Raw genomic sequence first — 15,451 nt, 5'->3', positions numbered from 1 at the left:
GGATAAAACATGGCCGATCTACGCTCTTACATTTTTCTCGATAGCCTGCAGCCGCAGGTGGCGTCGTTTTTCGCCACGGTCTCGCAGGGCTTCCTGCCGATCGCGGGGCAGGCGTCGCTCTTCGTCGAGATTTCGCCCGGCATGGAGATCAACCGTGTCACCGACGTTGCGCTCAAGTCCACCAAGGTCACGCCCGGCATGCAGATCATCGAGCGCTTGTACGGGATGCTCGAAATTCATTCTGAGTCCCAGGCCGATGTGCGCCAGGCGGGCGCGGCCATCCTTCAAGCGCTCGATCTCAAAGAGGAAGGGCGTTACAAGCCCCAGATTTTCAGCAGCAGCATCATCCGTCGCATTGACGATTATCATACAATGCTCATCAACCGCACGCGTCATGGCAACATGATCCTGCCCGGTCATACGCTCTTCACGATGGAGTGCGCGCCGGCGGCGTACGCTGCGTTTGCGGCGAACGAGGCGGAGAAGGCCGCGGAGATAAACATCCTGGAAATCCGCGCGTTCGGCAGCTTCGGCCGCATCTATCTCGGGGGCGACGAAAAGGACATCGATGTCGCCGCCAAAGCCGCCGAGCAGGCAATCAACAGCGTCACGGGCCGCGAGATGAAGGGCAGTGGCGGCGGTTAGACCGCAACCAACAATTTGAACCGATCACAAAAAACGTAAGGAGATCCGCACATGGCAGATGCATTAGGTTTGCTCGAAGCACGTTCCTTCGCCGCGATGGTGGAAGGGGCCGACGCGATGGTGAAAGCCGCCAAGGTTGAACTCGTGAGTTACGAGAAGACGGGCGGCGGTTACGTTACGGCGGTCATTCGTGGCGATGTCGCCGCGGTGAAGGCCGCGACTGATGCCGGGCGCACGGCGGCCAGCCGCGTGGGCGAAGTGGTGGCAGTCCACGTCATCGCGCGTCCGCACGAGAACGTCGACACCGTCGTCCCGCTGGGACGTGGCAACAAAGCTGCCAAGAAATAACAATTCACTCCGTGGACTGCCGGTCGTTTGCGCCAACGCGGCGGCCAGCAGTCTCACTGGGAGTTTTTGCTTATGAATCTTGGCAAAGTTGTCGGCACCGTCGTCGCCACGCGCAAGGAGTCCAGCATGGACGGGTTGAAGTTCATGCTGGTCAAGCACGTCGATCCCGAAGGCAAAGAAACCGGCGGGCAGGTGGTGGCCGTCGATGCGGTCGGCGCCGGTCCTGGCGAGTTGGTGTTGATTGCCACGGGCAGTTCGGCGCGCCAGACCCTCGCCACGAAAGACCGGCCGTGCGATGCGGTCATCATGGCCATCGTGGACAGCTGGGAAATCGGCGGCACCGAGAAGTATCGAAAGGATTAGTGCGCCATGGCAGGACTTAGCGAGCAGGAAATCGATCTTATCGCGCAACGCATCGTCGCCGACCTCACGGGACGCGGCGGCGCGTCCGCACCGGCAGCCTCATCCTCGTCGGCTTCTGCTTCCGCGCCGTTGCGGGACATCGGCATCTTCGACACCATCGACGAAGCGGTCAAGGCGGCCAGCATCGCCTTTTGCCAGTTCGACCAGCAGGGCTTGAAGAAGCGCAATGAGATCATCGCTGCGATTCGGCAGTCGATGCGGGAACATGGCAGCGCGCTGGCGCGGATGGCGCACGAAGAAACGGGGCTCGGGCGTTACGAGGACAAGATCCTCAAGAACCAACTGGTCACCGAGAAAACGCCCGGCACGGAAGATCTACTCTCTCACACTGTTACCGGTGACGATGGCTTGACGCTCACCGAGCCGGCGCCGTTTGGCGTTATCGGAGCCATCACGCCGACGACCAATCCGACTTCGACGATCATTAATAATACGATTGCGATGCTTTCGGCGGGGAATGCGGTGGTGTTTAATGTCCACCCGAACGCCAAGCGGTGCTCCTGCCATAATGTTGCGCTCATCAATAAGGCTGTCGTTGCTGCTGGTGGGCCGCGCAACCTGATTACCTGCGTGGCGAACCCGACGGTCGAAAGCGCGCAGGGATTGATGAAGCACTCGGGCGTGCGCCTCGTTGTCGTTACGGGCGGCGGTGGCGTTGTGCAGGCCGCGATGGCGAGCGGCAAACGCGCCATCTGCGCCGGGCCCGGCAATCCGCCCGTGGTCGTGGATGAGACGGCGGACATTGACAAGGCCGCGCGCGACATCGTTTTTGGCGCGTCCTTCGACAACAACATTATCTGTGCTGATGAGAAGGAATGCCTCGTCGTTTCCAGCGTGGCGGACCAGCTTATCAAGGCGATGAGTTACAACGGCGCGTACTTGATCACGAAGGAACAACTGGCCGCGGTCGAGAAGGTGGTGTTCAAGCAAACCCATGGCCCGCGGCAGGAAGCGGACATTGACCGCTCGCTCATCGGCAAGAGCGCGAGCGTCATCCTGCAGAAGGCGGGCATCCGTTGCGACGACAGCATTCGTCTCGGTATTTGCGAGGTGGACCACGATCATCCCCTGCTCTGGACCGAACAGATGATGCCGATTTTCCCGGTCACGCGCGTGCGGGACGCCGACGAGGGCATCGATTTTGCGATGCAACTTGAGCATCCGCGACGGCACACGTTCGTCATGCATTCGGACAATCTTTCGAACCTTAGCCGCATGGCGCGCGAGTGCAACGCCAGCATCTTCGTCAAGAACGGCCCGTCGCAGGCGGGGCTTGGATTCAAGGGCGAAGGTCCCACGTCGTTCACCATCGCCAGCCCCACGGGCGAAGGCATGACGACCCCGAAGAGTTTTTCACGCTGGCGGCGCTGCACGCTGGTCGGCGCGTTTAGAATTGTGTGAAGAAATACCCCGCCATCGCGGTTATCGAATTCAGCAGCATCGCCGACGGTCTCTATACGTCTGATGCGATCCTGAAGAAGGCGCCCATTGCCATGATCAAGGGTGGGACGGTCAGCGGCGGTCGCTATCTCACCATCTTCGGCGGCACGACAGGCAGCGTTGGCGAATCACTCAGCGAGGCGCTTGTCATCGGCGCCGGCAGCGTGCTGGACCACGCGTTCCTGCCGGATGTGCATGCGAAGATTCATGATGCGATGTTGGGCAAGCGGACCAATTCCGAGCAAGGTTCGGTGGCTATTTTGGAGACGGATACGATTGCCGCCAACGTCCGCGCCGCGGAAGTCGCTATCAAAGGGACGGACGTGAATTTGGTCGAGTTGCGGCTTGCGGAGTACGAGATGTCGGGCAAAGCCATCAGCCTGTATAGTGGTGAGTTGGAGGAAGTCCAGTCGGCCATGAATATCGCCAGCGATTTCCTGCGCGGACGGCAGGCTTTCACGCATTACCGCATCATCGCGCGTCCTCATGAAGCGCTCGCCAAACAACTTGATGACACGACGCGGTACCTCGATGCCAAGTTGCACGAACTCGAAGGCGAGGAGGCGTCGTAATGCTGTTGGGCAAGGTCATCGGTACGCTCACGCCGTGTGTCGTATACACGGGACTCGAAGGCGTCCCGATGCTCTGGATTCAGCCGCTCGATAAACAGGGCCAACCGAAGGGCGAACCTGTCGTCGCCTGCGATGGCACGCGCATGGCGGGGCCTGAAGAGTTGGTGTATTACGAAGGCGGACGCGAGGCGGCGATGCTGCTGGAGCCGTGGTTTGTGCCTGTCGATCACGCGATCGTCGGAATTGTGGATGAATTGCATGCGGAATAGGAATGAGGCAAAGACCCCTCACCTTAATCCTCTCCCCCAAGGGGAGAGGAAATCGATGTCGAACGGATTGGATCTAAGATGATCATCGGCACTGTCAGGGGCAATATCGTTTCGACGATCAATCATCCGTTTTACGACGGGAAGAAGTTGATGATCGTCGAGAAAGAGGATTTCGCTGGGAAGGCTGGCGGCTATCTCATCGCCATCGATGGCGGCGTGGGTGTCGGCGTCGGCGAGCGCGTGTTGGTCATCGATGAAGGCAATTCCGCGCGACAGATCGTAAAAGACAGCAAGGCGCCGCTACGTTCCATCATTGTGGCGATAGTTGACCATGTCGAAGCCATGACGTAAGTTTGGTGCGTTGTGAGGTTTGACGTAACAGTGGAAGCTGGCGGTGACGGCTTCGTGGCAGAGTGCGAAAGCATGGCTTGCAGCGCCCAGGGCCTCAGCCCCACCAACGCTCTCGACTCCCTCCGCGACGAGATTCGTTATCGCCTCGAACTCTGCCCCTGCACCACGGTCAATGACGATTACGTCGAATTGAATGTTGTCTCAGCGCTGTGATCTGCCTCTCGATTGCGTTTGCTGCGACCGTCTTAACTTCCACGCTTCCACTTCGTCCTGGGTCGCTGGCATAGGCCATACCGCATCGCGGCCGTCCCACATCCGAGAACCCGTCCTTGGCGGCAAGGGATTCGGGTCGCCTCCATTATCGACACCATCATCGTTCACGGAATACAACGTGAAAGTTCCGTCCGCGTTCAGACTGTAGTGTAGCGGCTTACCATCCATCCAATCATGCGGCAGCGCCGGCAGAAACTCAGGCACGAGAAGCGACAGATTGGCTGGGTAAGTGCCGGTACGCAGTTTGTAGCGGTTGAGGGCAACAGCAGCGACTGTCATCTCCCGTAACGTTTCATATTGGACGGCTTCATGGATCTGGGTGTACGCACCATAGCTCGTGCCGTAAAGCAGATAACGCCACTGATTATAGTGCGTCCATCGACGCTCGGGCTTTACCGACCAAGCTGTCAATGACTTTCGCATGACTACCTCTCGCGCTCCGTCCACGTTGTCTTGCCATTGACGCAAAGCGTGGAGCTCGTCCTGCTGTTCCCACGCAGTTCGCCACACAAACCAGTGGACTACCGACGTCAACCAGTCCTTCCAGTTTTCCAACTCGCCCTTTACTCCGCTTTGCAAATCTTCCGACCCATAACTGCTTAACCCCACGCAAGAGAGTGCGTACGCGAGAAAATCAGCCCAATCCAACCGTCGATTTCCGCCAGAGGAGCAATAACCAACCACGTCTTTGAGCGCGACACGATCATAAACTCGCAGGGATGTCACCCTCTCCACTTCCAAGCTTGGGACATAATCAGGTAGGCATCCCGCGCCTTGCCAGTCTTCCTGGAGCCTCGCCAACTGCTGGTCCGTCAAACCTTCAGATTGGAGGGCCTCCCACGTCACGTGTAGTCCAAGATTCGCCGTACGCAGGCGCAAAACCTGTACGCCAACCATCCGCTCGTCCTTCTGGAGCCGCACCAACGCCGCAAGTGTCGTGATATCGTCCAACGCGGTGTTCAGATTCCCGCGATGCAATGCTTCCATCGCAGACGCCGCAAGCCATTCCCGTAAGTGCCGTATCCTTTCCAGATGAGGCAACTGCTTGTCCAGGTCTCTTGTGTAATCCAGCTCGATGCCGAGCAACGGTTGACGCGCCGCGACTCTGGCGTTTTCCAACGCATTGCTGACAGCGGCAAGGTTCTTGGTCAGCTCATCCCAACTGCATGTCGGCGGTAGCGTTGGGACATAGGGCTGTTCCTCCACCTCTCCGGGCCTCGATCGATTCTCGCCAGAAGGGATTACAGGAGGTGACGGTCGCCGGTCTGTAAGTCGTTCTTGCAGGTGCAACACCTCCCTGCGTCCTGCAGAAGTAAATATCGGTATGGCGAGTCCATACCAGCCCAAGGGGTTGGCCTTGGAGTTAGTGATAACTTCATCGACTACTGCCAACAATGCGGGTACGCCGTTGCCTCCCGCAGGCGGCTTCGGCAAATCAATTTCTCCCAGCGCCAACTTCTCGCCTTTGGCGCGGAGTTCGGCTTTGTAACGGGCGAGTAGGATGCGGCCACGGATGTTTTCTTCGAGGATGAAGGCAACGAGGACCACCAAAAGGACGAGCACGGATTTCCAAACCCAGCGCAGGATTACTCGGAACTTTTTCACGGTTGCTTCTCTGCCGTGGCTTGCTGGCCGCTCATGGGCGTTGTTATACTCTGCGGTTGTGAAGCCAGCGCCAGACTACCAGCAGGCGGAGGTGCTGCCAAGTAATGAAGCAGCGAGTGGCAGTGGGCGCATTCCACGTCATGTCCTGATGGCGGCGCTCATTCTCGGGCTGGTCACGGTGGCGATCTTTGCGCGGACTTGGAACCACCAGATGCTTTACTGGGATGACGACGAGAATGTGTTGCAGAATCCGCTTGTGGTGATGCCGGTTGCGGCGGGGTTCAAATTGATTTTCACCGCGCCGTTCTCCACAGATTACTATCCGCTCACGTACATCAGTCTTGCGCTCGATCATTGGGTGTGGGGTGGGCACTTTTTTGGATATCACGTGACGCAAACGTTGCTGCACGGGTTGAACGCGTTTCTGGTCGTGTTGCTGGTGTGGCGGTGGACACGAGTGTCGGAGGTCGCGGTGCTGGCGGGCGCGTGGTTCGCGTGGCATCCGGTGCAGGTTGAAACCGTCGCGTGGATCGCCGAACGCAAGAACGTGCTCGGCGCCTGCCTGTTTCTGCTGGCTTGGCTGGCGTATTTGCGGATCGACGAGTCAGACGAGAAGTCGTCCTCTGCGACCCGCTGGAGAGTTGTGGCATTGGTGCTCTTCATGCTTGCGGTGCTGGCACACGCCCTGGTAATCGTCATGCCCGCGTTGCTGCTGCTTTATGAAATGTGTTTGCGTCGGCGAAAATTCTCCGCGGCGTTGCGACGGACGTGGCTGTTTTTTGTGCCGGCCGGTTTTGCGGCCCTGATGCGGGTACTCGGGCATGCAGGATCCGGTCAACTGTCGAGTCCGTTTCGAAACTTGTCGGAGGGGGTTTTGACGATGACCAAGGTGGTCGGCGAATATCTCGACGCGCTGTTCTGGCCCGCGCGGTTGAGCAATCATTACACCGTGACGGCGGTGGATAGCATCGGCAATCCGGGCGTTATGGTGACCTTATTGTGGTTGGTGGCGTGGGCAGTTCTGGCCTGGCGCGGGCGAACGTTGCGGCGTTGGACCATTTTTGCTCTCGCGTGGTTCCTGATCTGTCTTGCGCCCGTGTTGCAGATCGTGCCGCATCCGACGCTGCGCGCGGACCGGTACCTGTACCTTGCGGCGCTCGGGATTTTTGTGCTGGTCGCAGAATGGTTGGAAAAGAAGCGTGTCATCCTTATTCTCGCCGGGCCGCTGACGGGCGTTTGCCTGATTGGGTTGACGCTGGCGCGCATCCCGGACTGGCACGACCCGAAAGCGTTGTGGAGCGATTGTGTCCGGAAGAATCCGCGGTCGGCGGTGGGTTATTACAGCCTCGCAGGAGTGTCGATCATGGAGCAGGACTGGCCAACGGCGGAGGGTTACCTGGAAAAGACCGTCGCGTTGAAGCCCAACTTTGCTGAGGCGCATGCGCGCCTTGGCGAGGTCTATTTGATGGAGAACAAGGAAGCGGGGGCGCGGGAGGAACTGCAACGGGCCCTCGCCTTGAAACCCCAACTCACGGCAGCACGCCACGACCTGATGCTTCTTGAACAACGCCATCCATAACGAGTTCCTTCCGCTGCCGAGCGACGCGGCCCTGCGAATTGCGTGGCCGACGCCGAACCATTTTCTGTTTGATGCGCCGGAGAAGTTTTTCGCGCGCACGCGCGTGAATGCTGATTATGGGAAACCGGGATGGACGCGCGACTGCGGGAAGCGGCTTCATCGCGGGTGTGACATTGCGCCGGTCAAGGTTACGGCGACGGGAAAGAAGACGCTGGTCGTCTTTACGGATTGCGCCACGAACAGCGATTTTGAAAGCGAAGAGCCTACCTTCGTGCCGCATGATGACGTGTTTTGCGTGTTCGATGGACGCGTTGCGGAAGTTGTGGAGGACGAGAACCTGTCGGACTTCGGCAGGCACGTTGTCGTAGAGCATGTTTGGCCGAGGAGTGGGGAGAAGTTTTTCACGTTGTACGCGCATCTGGCGGAGATCAGTATTGCAGGTTCGGCAGTGATAAGCGGTCAACGGATTGGGAAGATGGGTCAGACTGCTCGTAGCGCTGATGCGCGCAGCTGGATGGCGATTGCGCCGCATTTGCATTTCGAAGTGCGGGATGTAAACAAGCAATCATTTGATCCGGTGGAGTTTCTCACGAAATTCCTTCCTGATCGGCAGGCGTAGACCGCCGCTGCAGGTTTCCTGTCACCTGTTTGGCTTTTCCCGCCTCTTATACGGCGTTATGATGTCAACCGACGCAAGATCCGCCATGGAACGCAATGATACGGAATTGGTATCGCAAAGCCTGCACGGCAGCCGTGAGGCTTTCGGGCGAATCGTGGAGCAGTATCAGTCATTGATTTGTTCCCTCGCCTACAGCGCCACGGGCAGCCTGACGCAAAGCGAGGACCTGGCGCAGGAGACGTTTGTCATTGCCTGGAAGCAACTGGGGCAGTTGCGTGAGCCGGAAAAATTGCGGTCCTGGCTGTGCAGCATCGCGCGGTCGGTCATTAGCGGCGCCCGACGGCAGCAAGTGCGTGAGCCGGCGCATGGGGCGGAAACGTTGGACGGTATCCAGGAAAGCATGGCCACCGAACCCCTGCCCTCCGAGCACGCGATCAGTCGCGAGGAGGAAGCGATTCTTTGGCGATCGTTGGAAAAGATCCCCGAACTCTACCGCGAACCGCTCGTGCTTTTTTATCGGGAACACCAGTCCATCGAGTCCGTGGCGACAGAATTGGAATTGTCCGAAGACGCGGTGAAGCAGCGATTGTCGCGGGGCCGCAAGTTGCTGACGGAAGAGGTGACGGCGTTTGTGGAAGGCACGTTGCAGCGGACGAATCCCGGCGAGGCGTTCACGCTGGGCGTACTGGCCACGCTGCCGGCCATGACAATTTCCGCTAAAGCGGCGACGGTTGGCGCGGCGGCCAAAGGCGCGGGCTTGATGGGTTTGCTTGGCGCTGTTCTAACTCCGCTGTTGGCTTTTCTAAATCTTTTCGGGATTTGGCGCCTGAGCCACAAGGCGGCGCGTTCGGACCGCGAACGTAACATTTACAAGATTTTTTTCCCCGTGCTCGCCGGCAGTATCGTCGTAGTCATTTTGCTGACGAGCCTGCTGATGTCTCACGGCGACTCCTTCATCAAAACAAATCCTTCCTTGTTCGCCGGTTTGATGACCGGGTTGATTTTGGGTTATCCGCTGCTGCTCATTCCGTTTTGCATCTGGTTTTATCGTGCCGTAAGAAAATTGGCCCCGGAACTGCCGCCGGCGGAAGTCGTGACCAGACCGGGGAATTCCGTCTGGGAATATCGCAGCCGCTTTCAACTGCTCGGCCTGCCGTTCATTCATCTCCGCACTGGCGGCTGGCAAAGCTGGCCCGTGAAAGAATTGAAACCGGTAAAGGCCTGGATTGTCGTCACCGATGGCGTCGCGTTTGGCGCATTATTTGCGTATGGCTCCGTGGCGGTGGCGCCCATCAGTATCGGCGCTTGCGCCGTTGGTCTGCTTTCCTATGGCGCCATGGCTGTCGGCGCTCTCGCGGTTGGTGGGTTCGGTTTTGGCATTTGGGCGTTCGCCGGTTTTGCATTTGGCTGGCAGGCATCCGCCGGCTGCGCCATCGCGTGGAACACAGCGTCGGGTGCCCAGTATGCCATCGCCCATCAGTACGCTCTCGGCCCAATTGCCCACGCGGCACAGGTGAACAACGAATTCGTCAGGCACCTAGTGAAATCGAGTCCGTTTTTTCGGGTTTGCTGGATGATTGTGCCCTATTTCTTCTGGCTGATGTGGATTTGGGCGATTCCGCTGATGATTTCCATGATTGTTCAGTGGCGGGTCATTGCGGGCAGACGTCTACTACAGCGGTCAACCACGCGTTAGATTCAGAGAAATATCCCTATGAAAATCACTTTCATGGCCCTTGTCCTCACTGTCAGCCTCTTAACAGCAATTCCTCTCCCGGCACGGGCCGGCGAGGCGTCTGCTAAACCTTCCTTTGCCGTCAAAGTTACCGGCAAAGGCGCACCGGTAATTCTTATTCCCGGTCTCTCCTGTTCCGGTGCGGTCTGGGATGGCACCGTCGAGCATCTCAAGGATCATTACCAGTGCCACGTGCTGACGCTTGCGGGCTTCGCCGGCCAGCCGCGTATTCCGGCTCCGTTTCTCGAGACTGTCCGCAATGACCTTGCCGTTTATATCCGCGACCAAAAACTCGACCATCCCGTCATCATCGGCCACAGCCTTGGGGGTTTCCTCGGCCTCTGGCTCGCTGAGCACAATCCCGATCTCACGGGACCGCTTATCATTGTCGATTCGCTGCCGTTTCTGCCGGCCAGTTTCACGCCCGGGGTCACGGTGGAAACCGTCAGGCCCTTGGCGGAAACAATGCGCGCTGGCATGGCGGGCGCTCCCTCGCAGTTTGTTTCGAATTCTACGCCGCAGGTCAGGATGATGGTGACCAAGCCGGCTGATTTCGACCGCATCATGTCCTGGGTCAAAATTACCGACCCGCTGGCTGCCGGCGACGCCGTGTTCGACTTGTTCAGCCATGATCTGCGTGATGATCTCGGCCAGATCAAGTCGCGCGCGCTTGTACTGGGAACGTGGATCGCCTATAAAGACTATGCCACTCGCAAGGAGACCGGGAGCAGAATCCGCCAGCAGTACACTCAACTCAAGGACTGCAAAATTGTCATGGCCGAGACGCGGCATTTCATCATGCTCGATGATCCGCCATGGTTTTACCAACAGGTGGACGCGTTCCTTGCCAAGCCGGGTCGAAATCAAGTCAGCTACCGCTGAAAAGCTGATCGCAAATTTTACGCGCGGCGGATGTCTGTCCCCTTTTGCCATGCAGCATCACTCCGAGTAGCGGGACCTTGCAGAGTTTTGGCAGGACGCGAATGTTCGTCTTTTCAGCCAAGCCTTGGCGACCACCCACGGTGTCGTTGAGCACGAGACCGGCGATCTTCAGGCCATGCGCGTTGGCCTGATGGGCGGTCAGGAGAGTGTGATTGATGGTTCCCAAGCCGAGGCGGGCGACGATTACGATTGGGAGTTTCAACGCTTTCGCGAGGTTGGCGACGAAGTAGTTTTCGCGGATCGGGACGAGAAGGCCCCCTGCCCCTTCGACGAGGACCACGGAATAGTCGCCAGCCAGTTGCTGGTATGTACGGAAGATCTTGCGGAGGTCGATCGACTTGCGCTCAAGTTTTGCGGCGACGCTGGGGGCGAGTGGATGACGGAGATAAATGGGGTTGATCACGTCGAGTGGTTGCTCGTGGTCCATGATTGCGGCGTAGATTTCGGCGTCGTGGCGTCCGCCTTTGCCACAGGCAATCGGTTTGAATGCCGCCGCACGCACGCCGCGCCGCCGCAACTCTGTCAGGAGCGCCGCGGTGACGTGTGTTTTGCCGACGCCGGTATCAGTTCCCGTGATGAAGAGGTTTCGTCGCATCGGTTCCGGGTTCGAGTGTTCTCGCGCAGGCGGCCACGGCCAGGACAGACAACAGTGGAATGATGGGATAGCGATACCGGCTGTTTCCCTCGGAACAGACACTGAGCGCGAGGAAGTACAATACCAGCACCGTCACGACGGCAAGCGCGCGTGTGTGTCGGATCGATCCGCAGATTGCCAGCACCACGAGCGCCAGCATGTACCCTGTGCCAGCCATCAGCCGCCATCGGGGTGTCGGTTGGAGATCGCGCAGGAAGGCATCCAGGGTCCGCTTTCCCGGCCCCAACAGCGTTTCAGCCGTGCCTTTCACAATTTCCGGCAACCGCCGCCAAGGTTTTGCGCCAAGCGTCTCGTAGATGACCTTCGCCTGCTCCCGCTGGGTCTTCTCGAAGGCCTCGCGTCCGTCAAAAAACTCAAGCGAGCCGGTGCGCTCAAGCAATCGCGCGCGTGCCACGTCCGTGGACACACCGGTTCGTTCCGCTTCGAGGCGGGCGGCCCACCCGGTCACGGTGGAGTTTTGCGCCGACAAACTGTAGAACCAGTGGCCGGTCAGCGAAGCATTTCTGGCCATCCATAATCCGATCAACGGCAAAAATCCGATGAGAAACAGGGCGACCGGCCGCCAGCGCATTCGCCACAAAAACGCTACGGCCAACACCACCAGCGGCAACCACAACCCGATGGCTCGGCACAACGTCGCCAGCGCCCAGACCACGCCGCAGAGGCACCAGGCAGAATTCTTCTCGCGACGCCAAACCAGCGCACAGACACCCACCAACAAGAACAAGGTGAACAGCGCTTCCGCCATGACCAGGCACGAGCGCATAACGGAATTGGGTTCCAGCGCTGTTATTAATCCGGCGAGCATCGCCGCTCCCGGCCTCAACCATCGCGAGGCCATGACCACCGTCAACGCGCAGCCGATCGCCGCGAGCACGCAGTTGGCAGCGAGCAGCACGCCGAGACGGTCACCGAAGATCAGCATCAGTCCGGCCAAGAACGCCGGATAGCCTGGCGGGCGATTGATGTCCGGTAACTCACGCCCATCGGGTGCCGCGGCGACGAAGCCTTTTCCCAGGGCCATGTTTCGTCCGAGTTCACGGTAGAGATCCGGGTTCTGGTCCGGTCGCAACTGAGGTAGCATGAATAGCACGACGCCCAGACGCACGAGGAGCGCGACGACAAATACGATGAGAGCCGGGCGCAGGTTCATAACAGCGAGAGCGGATCGACGTCCACCGTGGCGCTCACGTCATTCGGCATCTTGATCGCGGTGATGACCTTGCCAACGGCTTCGACCAGCGGCAGAATCTGCGCGCTGCGCATGACGATTTGGTAGCGGTACTGGTTTTGGACTTTTGCGAGGGGCGCGGGCGTCGCCCCGCCCATTAAGACCTTGAGGTCGGCGGTCTGTTTCTCAAATCCCCGGGCCAATGCCTCCGCGACGAATTTGGCCTTTTCCTCGCTGCGGCTGCGGACGGTAACGCAGACCATGCGGGTGGCGGGCGGGTATTGCAGTTCCTGGCGAGTTTCGATTTCTTCTTCGTAGAAGCCGAGGAAGTCGTGTTGCCGGGCGTATTGAATGGCGGAATGAAACGGCGTGAAACTTTGCACGACGACTTCGCCCTCGACATCGCCACGGCCGGCGCGGCCGGCGACCTGGACCAGCAGTTGGAAGGTACGTTCCGCGGCGCGGAAATCGGGCATGTGCAGGGCCATGTCGGCGTAGATGATGCCGACGAGTGTTACGTTTGGAAAGTGCAATCCCTTTGCGATCATTTGGGTGCCGACGAGGATGTCGATTTTGCCCACGCGGAAGTCGCCGAGGATTTCGCGGTAGAGCGACTTGCGTGTCATCATGTCGGAATCCATGCGCTGGACGCGGGCCTTCGGGAATGTTTTTTGGATCGAGGATTCCACTTTCTCGGTTCCCATGCCGCCGTATTTGATAGCGGGATCGCGGCACTCGGGACATTTGTCTGGCACGCGGCTGACAAATCCGCAGAGGTGACAGAGCAACTGCGCGGCCTTGCGGTGGTAGGTGAGCGACACGCTGCAGTTCGGGCATTTCGCCACGTAACCGCATTTCGGGCAGAACATGTGGGTGGCGTAGCCGCGACGGTTGAGGAAGAGGATGACCTGCTCTTTTTTGTCGAGGCGCGCCTGGATCGCGTCGCGGAGTTTGCGAGAGAGAACGAACAGACCTTTTTGGCGAATCATTTCCTGGCGCATGTCGATGATGCGCATGAGCGGCATTTTCTGATTGTCGACGCGCGAAGGCAGAGAGGTCAGGGTGTAGCGACCGCGCTGCGCGTTATAATACGATTCGAGCGCCGGGGTGGCGGAGCCGAGCACGACGGCGGCGTGTTCGATTTTGCCGCGCATGACAGCGACGTCGCGCGCGTTGTAACGCGGGGCTTCCTCCTGTTTGTAGCTCGTCTCGTGTTCTTCGTCGACGACGATCAGGCCGAGGGCCTGGACGGGCGCGAAGACGGCCGAGCGCGGGCCGATGACGATGTGGGATTGGCCATCACGAATCTTGTGCCACTGGTCGTGGCGCTCGCCGGCGCTCAGGTTGCTGTGGAGGACGGTGACTTCCTGATTCTGGAAGCGCGCGCGGAAACGTTCGACGGTTTGCGGGGTGAGCGCGATTTCGGGGACAAGGACGATGGAGTCCTTGCCCTGGTGGAGCGTGTGTTCGATGGCTTGGAGATAGATTTCCGTCTTGCCGCTGCCGGTCACGCCATGGATGAGGATGGGTTTCTCGGGGTTGTCGATGGCGGCGTTGCAGAGTTCCAATGCCTTCTGTTGGTCGGCTGTGAGGACCAAGGATTCGGAGGGGAGAAAGACCTCGCCGGCGAACGGGTCGCGGTCGTCGATTTGCTCGCTGAGGTGGACGTAGCCTTTCTCGGCGAGCTTCTTGACCGTGGCGGCGTCGGTGTCGGCGAGTTTCAACAGCTTGAAGAGGAACATGCCCGGAGATTTCTGCAAAATCTCCAGGGCACGGGCTTGTTTCGGGGCGCGCTTCTTGAGTTTGGCGAGGTCGTCTGGGGAAATCTTGCCGGGCTTGACGTACTGGCGTTCTTTCCAACTGATCTTGCCCTTGCGCACCACTTCGGGCAGGGCGCATTTCACGCAGAGTTCGACGGGACAGCAGTAGTACTTGCCCATCCAACGGGTGAGTTCGAGGACTTTGTCGCCGAGCAGCGGTTTCTTGCCGATGACGTCGCCGATTTCTTTCAGGTGCGGGTACTGTGAATTGTTCGCGAGGCCGACGACGTAGCCTTGCGCAGTCCTTTTGCCGAACGGGACGGCGACGCGCGAGCCGATCTGGACCGTGCCTGCCAGATGCGACGGGATGCGGTAGTCGAATTCGCGGTCGAGGGCGAGGTCGACGACGATACGTGCAATGGAACCGGTCACAATGGAATAATACAGAAGTTGTGGGGGATTTCCGATTTTTGATTTTGGATTCTGGATTGGAGGAGTAAAATGGGCGGGAAGTGAGGTGACGGCATCCGCCGTCGCTAAAGCTATGGCGCGACTCGGGAACAGTATATCGAGAAAGTGAGGTCCCTCGTGATAAAAGCAAAAATCATTGGTTTTGCGGCAACAAAACATCCGGTGAAGGCGCGGGCGTTCTACGAGAAGACGTTGGGGTTGAAGTTTGTGAGTGATGATCCGTTTGCGATTGTGTTTGATGTGAATGGGACAATGTTGCGGGTGCAGAAGGTGCCGGAACTGGAACCGGCGGGGTATACGGTGTTGGGGTGGGAGGTGGCGGATATTCGGGCTGAGGTGGAGGGGTTGGTGAAGAAGGGTGTGAAGTTTGAGCGGTACGAGTTTCTGGAGCAGGATGAGTTGGGGATTTGGGTGAGTCCGGCGGGTGGTAAGATTGCGTGGTTTAAGGATCCGGACGGGAACATACTTTCATTGACGGAGTTTAAGTGATGAGGGCGGGTGGACGGCAGCGAGATCCCTCGACAAGCTCGGGATGACGGAATCGGAAGTGCGCGGACGGCGGGCTGGGCCAGCCCGCCCTACCGACGACACGG

At 59.0% G+C, this 15,451-nt stretch carries 17 protein-coding genes; 13 read left to right on the top strand and 4 right to left on the bottom strand.

Going from position 1 to position 15,451, the window contains the following annotated elements:
• Nucleotides 1-9: 9 nt before the first annotated feature.
• The 8 genes from VNL17_00230 (at nucleotide 10) to VNL17_00195 (ending at nucleotide 4,261) form a co-directional block, all read left to right on the top strand.
• Complete coding sequence (locus tag VNL17_00230; protein ID HXI82497.1) at nucleotides 10-645, top strand: hypothetical protein; 636 nt, start codon at nucleotides 10-12, stop codon at nucleotides 643-645.
• Between the two features lie 51 nt (nucleotides 646-696).
• Nucleotides 697-993, top strand: coding sequence for a BMC domain-containing protein (locus VNL17_00225; protein HXI82496.1), 297 nt, complete (start codon nucleotides 697-699; stop codon nucleotides 991-993).
• Between the two features lie 72 nt (nucleotides 994-1,065).
• The gene (locus VNL17_00220) at nucleotides 1,066-1,356 is read left to right on the top strand and encodes a EutN/CcmL family microcompartment protein (protein ID HXI82495.1); all 291 of its coding nucleotides are present in this window, start codon (nucleotides 1,066-1,068) and stop codon (nucleotides 1,354-1,356) included.
• A 6-nt stretch (nucleotides 1,357-1,362) separates the two neighbouring features.
• Nucleotides 1,363-2,817: an aldehyde dehydrogenase family protein gene (locus tag VNL17_00215; GenBank protein HXI82494.1), complete on the top strand. Its 1,455-nt coding sequence runs from the start codon at nucleotides 1,363-1,365 to the stop codon at nucleotides 2,815-2,817.
• Complete coding sequence (locus tag VNL17_00210) at nucleotides 2,814-3,428, top strand: BMC domain-containing protein (protein HXI82493.1); 615 nt, start codon at nucleotides 2,814-2,816, stop codon at nucleotides 3,426-3,428. The genes VNL17_00215 and VNL17_00210 overlap by 4 nt, the downstream gene beginning before the upstream one ends.
• A complete protein-coding gene (locus tag VNL17_00205; protein HXI82492.1) occupies nucleotides 3,428-3,697 on the top strand; it encodes a EutN/CcmL family microcompartment protein in 270 nt (89 codons plus the stop codon). The genes VNL17_00210 and VNL17_00205 overlap by 1 nt, the downstream gene beginning before the upstream one ends.
• Before the next feature lie 78 nt (nucleotides 3,698-3,775).
• Nucleotides 3,776-4,048, top strand: a complete 273-nt coding sequence (locus VNL17_00200; protein ID HXI82491.1) for a EutN/CcmL family microcompartment protein — start codon at nucleotides 3,776-3,778, stop codon at nucleotides 4,046-4,048.
• A gap of 12 nt (nucleotides 4,049-4,060) precedes the next feature.
• A complete protein-coding gene (locus VNL17_00195; GenBank protein HXI82490.1) occupies nucleotides 4,061-4,261 on the top strand; it encodes a hypothetical protein in 201 nt (66 codons plus the stop codon).
• Here VNL17_00195 and VNL17_00190 read toward each other — a convergent pair.
• The gene (locus tag VNL17_00190) at nucleotides 4,250-5,926 is read right to left on the bottom strand and encodes a hypothetical protein (protein HXI82489.1); all 1,677 of its coding nucleotides are present in this window, start codon (nucleotides 5,924-5,926) and stop codon (nucleotides 4,250-4,252) included. The genes VNL17_00195 and VNL17_00190 overlap by 12 nt on opposite strands.
• Before the next feature lie 58 nt (nucleotides 5,927-5,984).
• Between VNL17_00190 and VNL17_00185 the strand changes: the two genes are divergently transcribed.
• The 4 genes from VNL17_00185 to VNL17_00170 all read left to right on the top strand — a co-directional run bounded on the left by VNL17_00185 (nucleotide 5,985) and on the right by VNL17_00170 (nucleotide 10,741).
• Nucleotides 5,985-7,505, top strand: coding sequence for a tetratricopeptide repeat protein (locus VNL17_00185; GenBank protein ID HXI82488.1), 1,521 nt, complete (start codon nucleotides 5,985-5,987; stop codon nucleotides 7,503-7,505).
• Nucleotides 7,486-8,124 carry a M23 family metallopeptidase gene (locus tag VNL17_00180; GenBank protein ID HXI82487.1) on the top strand — a complete coding sequence of 213 codons (639 nt, stop codon included), beginning with the start codon at nucleotides 7,486-7,488 and terminating at the stop codon, nucleotides 8,122-8,124. Before VNL17_00185 ends, VNL17_00180 begins: the two co-directional genes overlap by 20 nt.
• 85 nt (nucleotides 8,125-8,209) lie before the next feature.
• Nucleotides 8,210-9,820, top strand: a complete 1,611-nt coding sequence (locus tag VNL17_00175; GenBank protein HXI82486.1) for a sigma-70 family RNA polymerase sigma factor — start codon at nucleotides 8,210-8,212, stop codon at nucleotides 9,818-9,820.
• A gap of 18 nt (nucleotides 9,821-9,838) precedes the next feature.
• Entirely contained in the window at nucleotides 9,839-10,741 is a 903-nt protein-coding gene (locus VNL17_00170) for an alpha/beta hydrolase (GenBank protein ID HXI82485.1), read from the top strand.
• Here the strand turns inward: VNL17_00170 and bioD are convergent.
• From bioD to priA, 3 genes are read right to left on the bottom strand one after another with little or no spacing between them, the layout of a single operon-like run.
• Nucleotides 10,728-11,396: a dethiobiotin synthase gene (bioD, locus tag VNL17_00165; protein HXI82484.1), complete on the bottom strand. Its 669-nt coding sequence runs from the start codon at nucleotides 11,394-11,396 to the stop codon at nucleotides 10,728-10,730. The genes VNL17_00170 and bioD overlap by 14 nt on opposite strands.
• Entirely contained in the window at nucleotides 11,365-12,609 is a 1,245-nt protein-coding gene (locus tag VNL17_00160) for a glycosyltransferase family 39 protein (protein HXI82483.1), read from the bottom strand. Before VNL17_00160 ends, bioD begins: the two co-directional genes overlap by 32 nt.
• Nucleotides 12,606-14,819, bottom strand: a complete 2,214-nt coding sequence (gene priA, locus VNL17_00155; GenBank protein ID HXI82482.1) for a primosomal protein N' — start codon at nucleotides 14,817-14,819, stop codon at nucleotides 12,606-12,608. Before priA ends, VNL17_00160 begins: the two co-directional genes overlap by 4 nt.
• A gap of 156 nt (nucleotides 14,820-14,975) precedes the next feature.
• Between priA and VNL17_00150 the strand changes: the two genes are divergently transcribed.
• On the top strand, nucleotides 14,976-15,347 hold the full coding sequence (locus VNL17_00150; GenBank protein HXI82481.1) for a VOC family protein: 372 nt from the start codon (nucleotides 14,976-14,978) through the stop codon (nucleotides 15,345-15,347).
• Nucleotides 15,348-15,451: the final 104 nt, after the last annotated feature.

The organism is Verrucomicrobiia bacterium, assembly GCA_035577545.1.
In the GTDB taxonomy this organism is placed as follows: domain Bacteria; phylum Verrucomicrobiota; class Verrucomicrobiia; order Palsa-1439; family Palsa-1439; genus Palsa-1439.
This window is presented reverse-complemented; position numbering and strand designations above follow the sequence as displayed.

What these genes read in the sequence shown, in the direction of transcription:
- VNL17_00225 (HXI82496.1), top strand. Translation starts at nt 697, where the DNA reads ATGGCAGATGCATTAGGTTTGCTCGAAGCACGTTCCTTCGCCGCGATG.
- VNL17_00230 (HXI82497.1), top strand. Translation starts at nt 10, where the DNA reads ATGGCCGATCTACGCTCTTACATTTTTCTCGATAGCCTGCAGCCGCAG.
- VNL17_00215 (HXI82494.1), top strand. Translation starts at nt 1,363, where the DNA reads ATGGCAGGACTTAGCGAGCAGGAAATCGATCTTATCGCGCAACGCATC.
- VNL17_00205 (HXI82492.1), top strand. Translation starts at nt 3,428, where the DNA reads ATGCTGTTGGGCAAGGTCATCGGTACGCTCACGCCGTGTGTCGTATAC.
- VNL17_00170 (HXI82485.1), top strand. Translation starts at nt 9,839, where the DNA reads ATGAAAATCACTTTCATGGCCCTTGTCCTCACTGTCAGCCTCTTAACA.
- bioD (HXI82484.1), bottom strand. Translation starts at nt 11,396, where the DNA reads ATGCGACGAAACCTCTTCATCACGGGAACTGATACCGGCGTCGGCAAA.
- VNL17_00175 (HXI82486.1), top strand. Translation starts at nt 8,210, where the DNA reads ATGGAACGCAATGATACGGAATTGGTATCGCAAAGCCTGCACGGCAGC.
- VNL17_00220 (HXI82495.1), top strand. Translation starts at nt 1,066, where the DNA reads ATGAATCTTGGCAAAGTTGTCGGCACCGTCGTCGCCACGCGCAAGGAG.
- VNL17_00160 (HXI82483.1), bottom strand. Translation starts at nt 12,609, where the DNA reads ATGAACCTGCGCCCGGCTCTCATCGTATTTGTCGTCGCGCTCCTCGTG.
- VNL17_00200 (HXI82491.1), top strand. Translation starts at nt 3,776, where the DNA reads ATGATCATCGGCACTGTCAGGGGCAATATCGTTTCGACGATCAATCAT.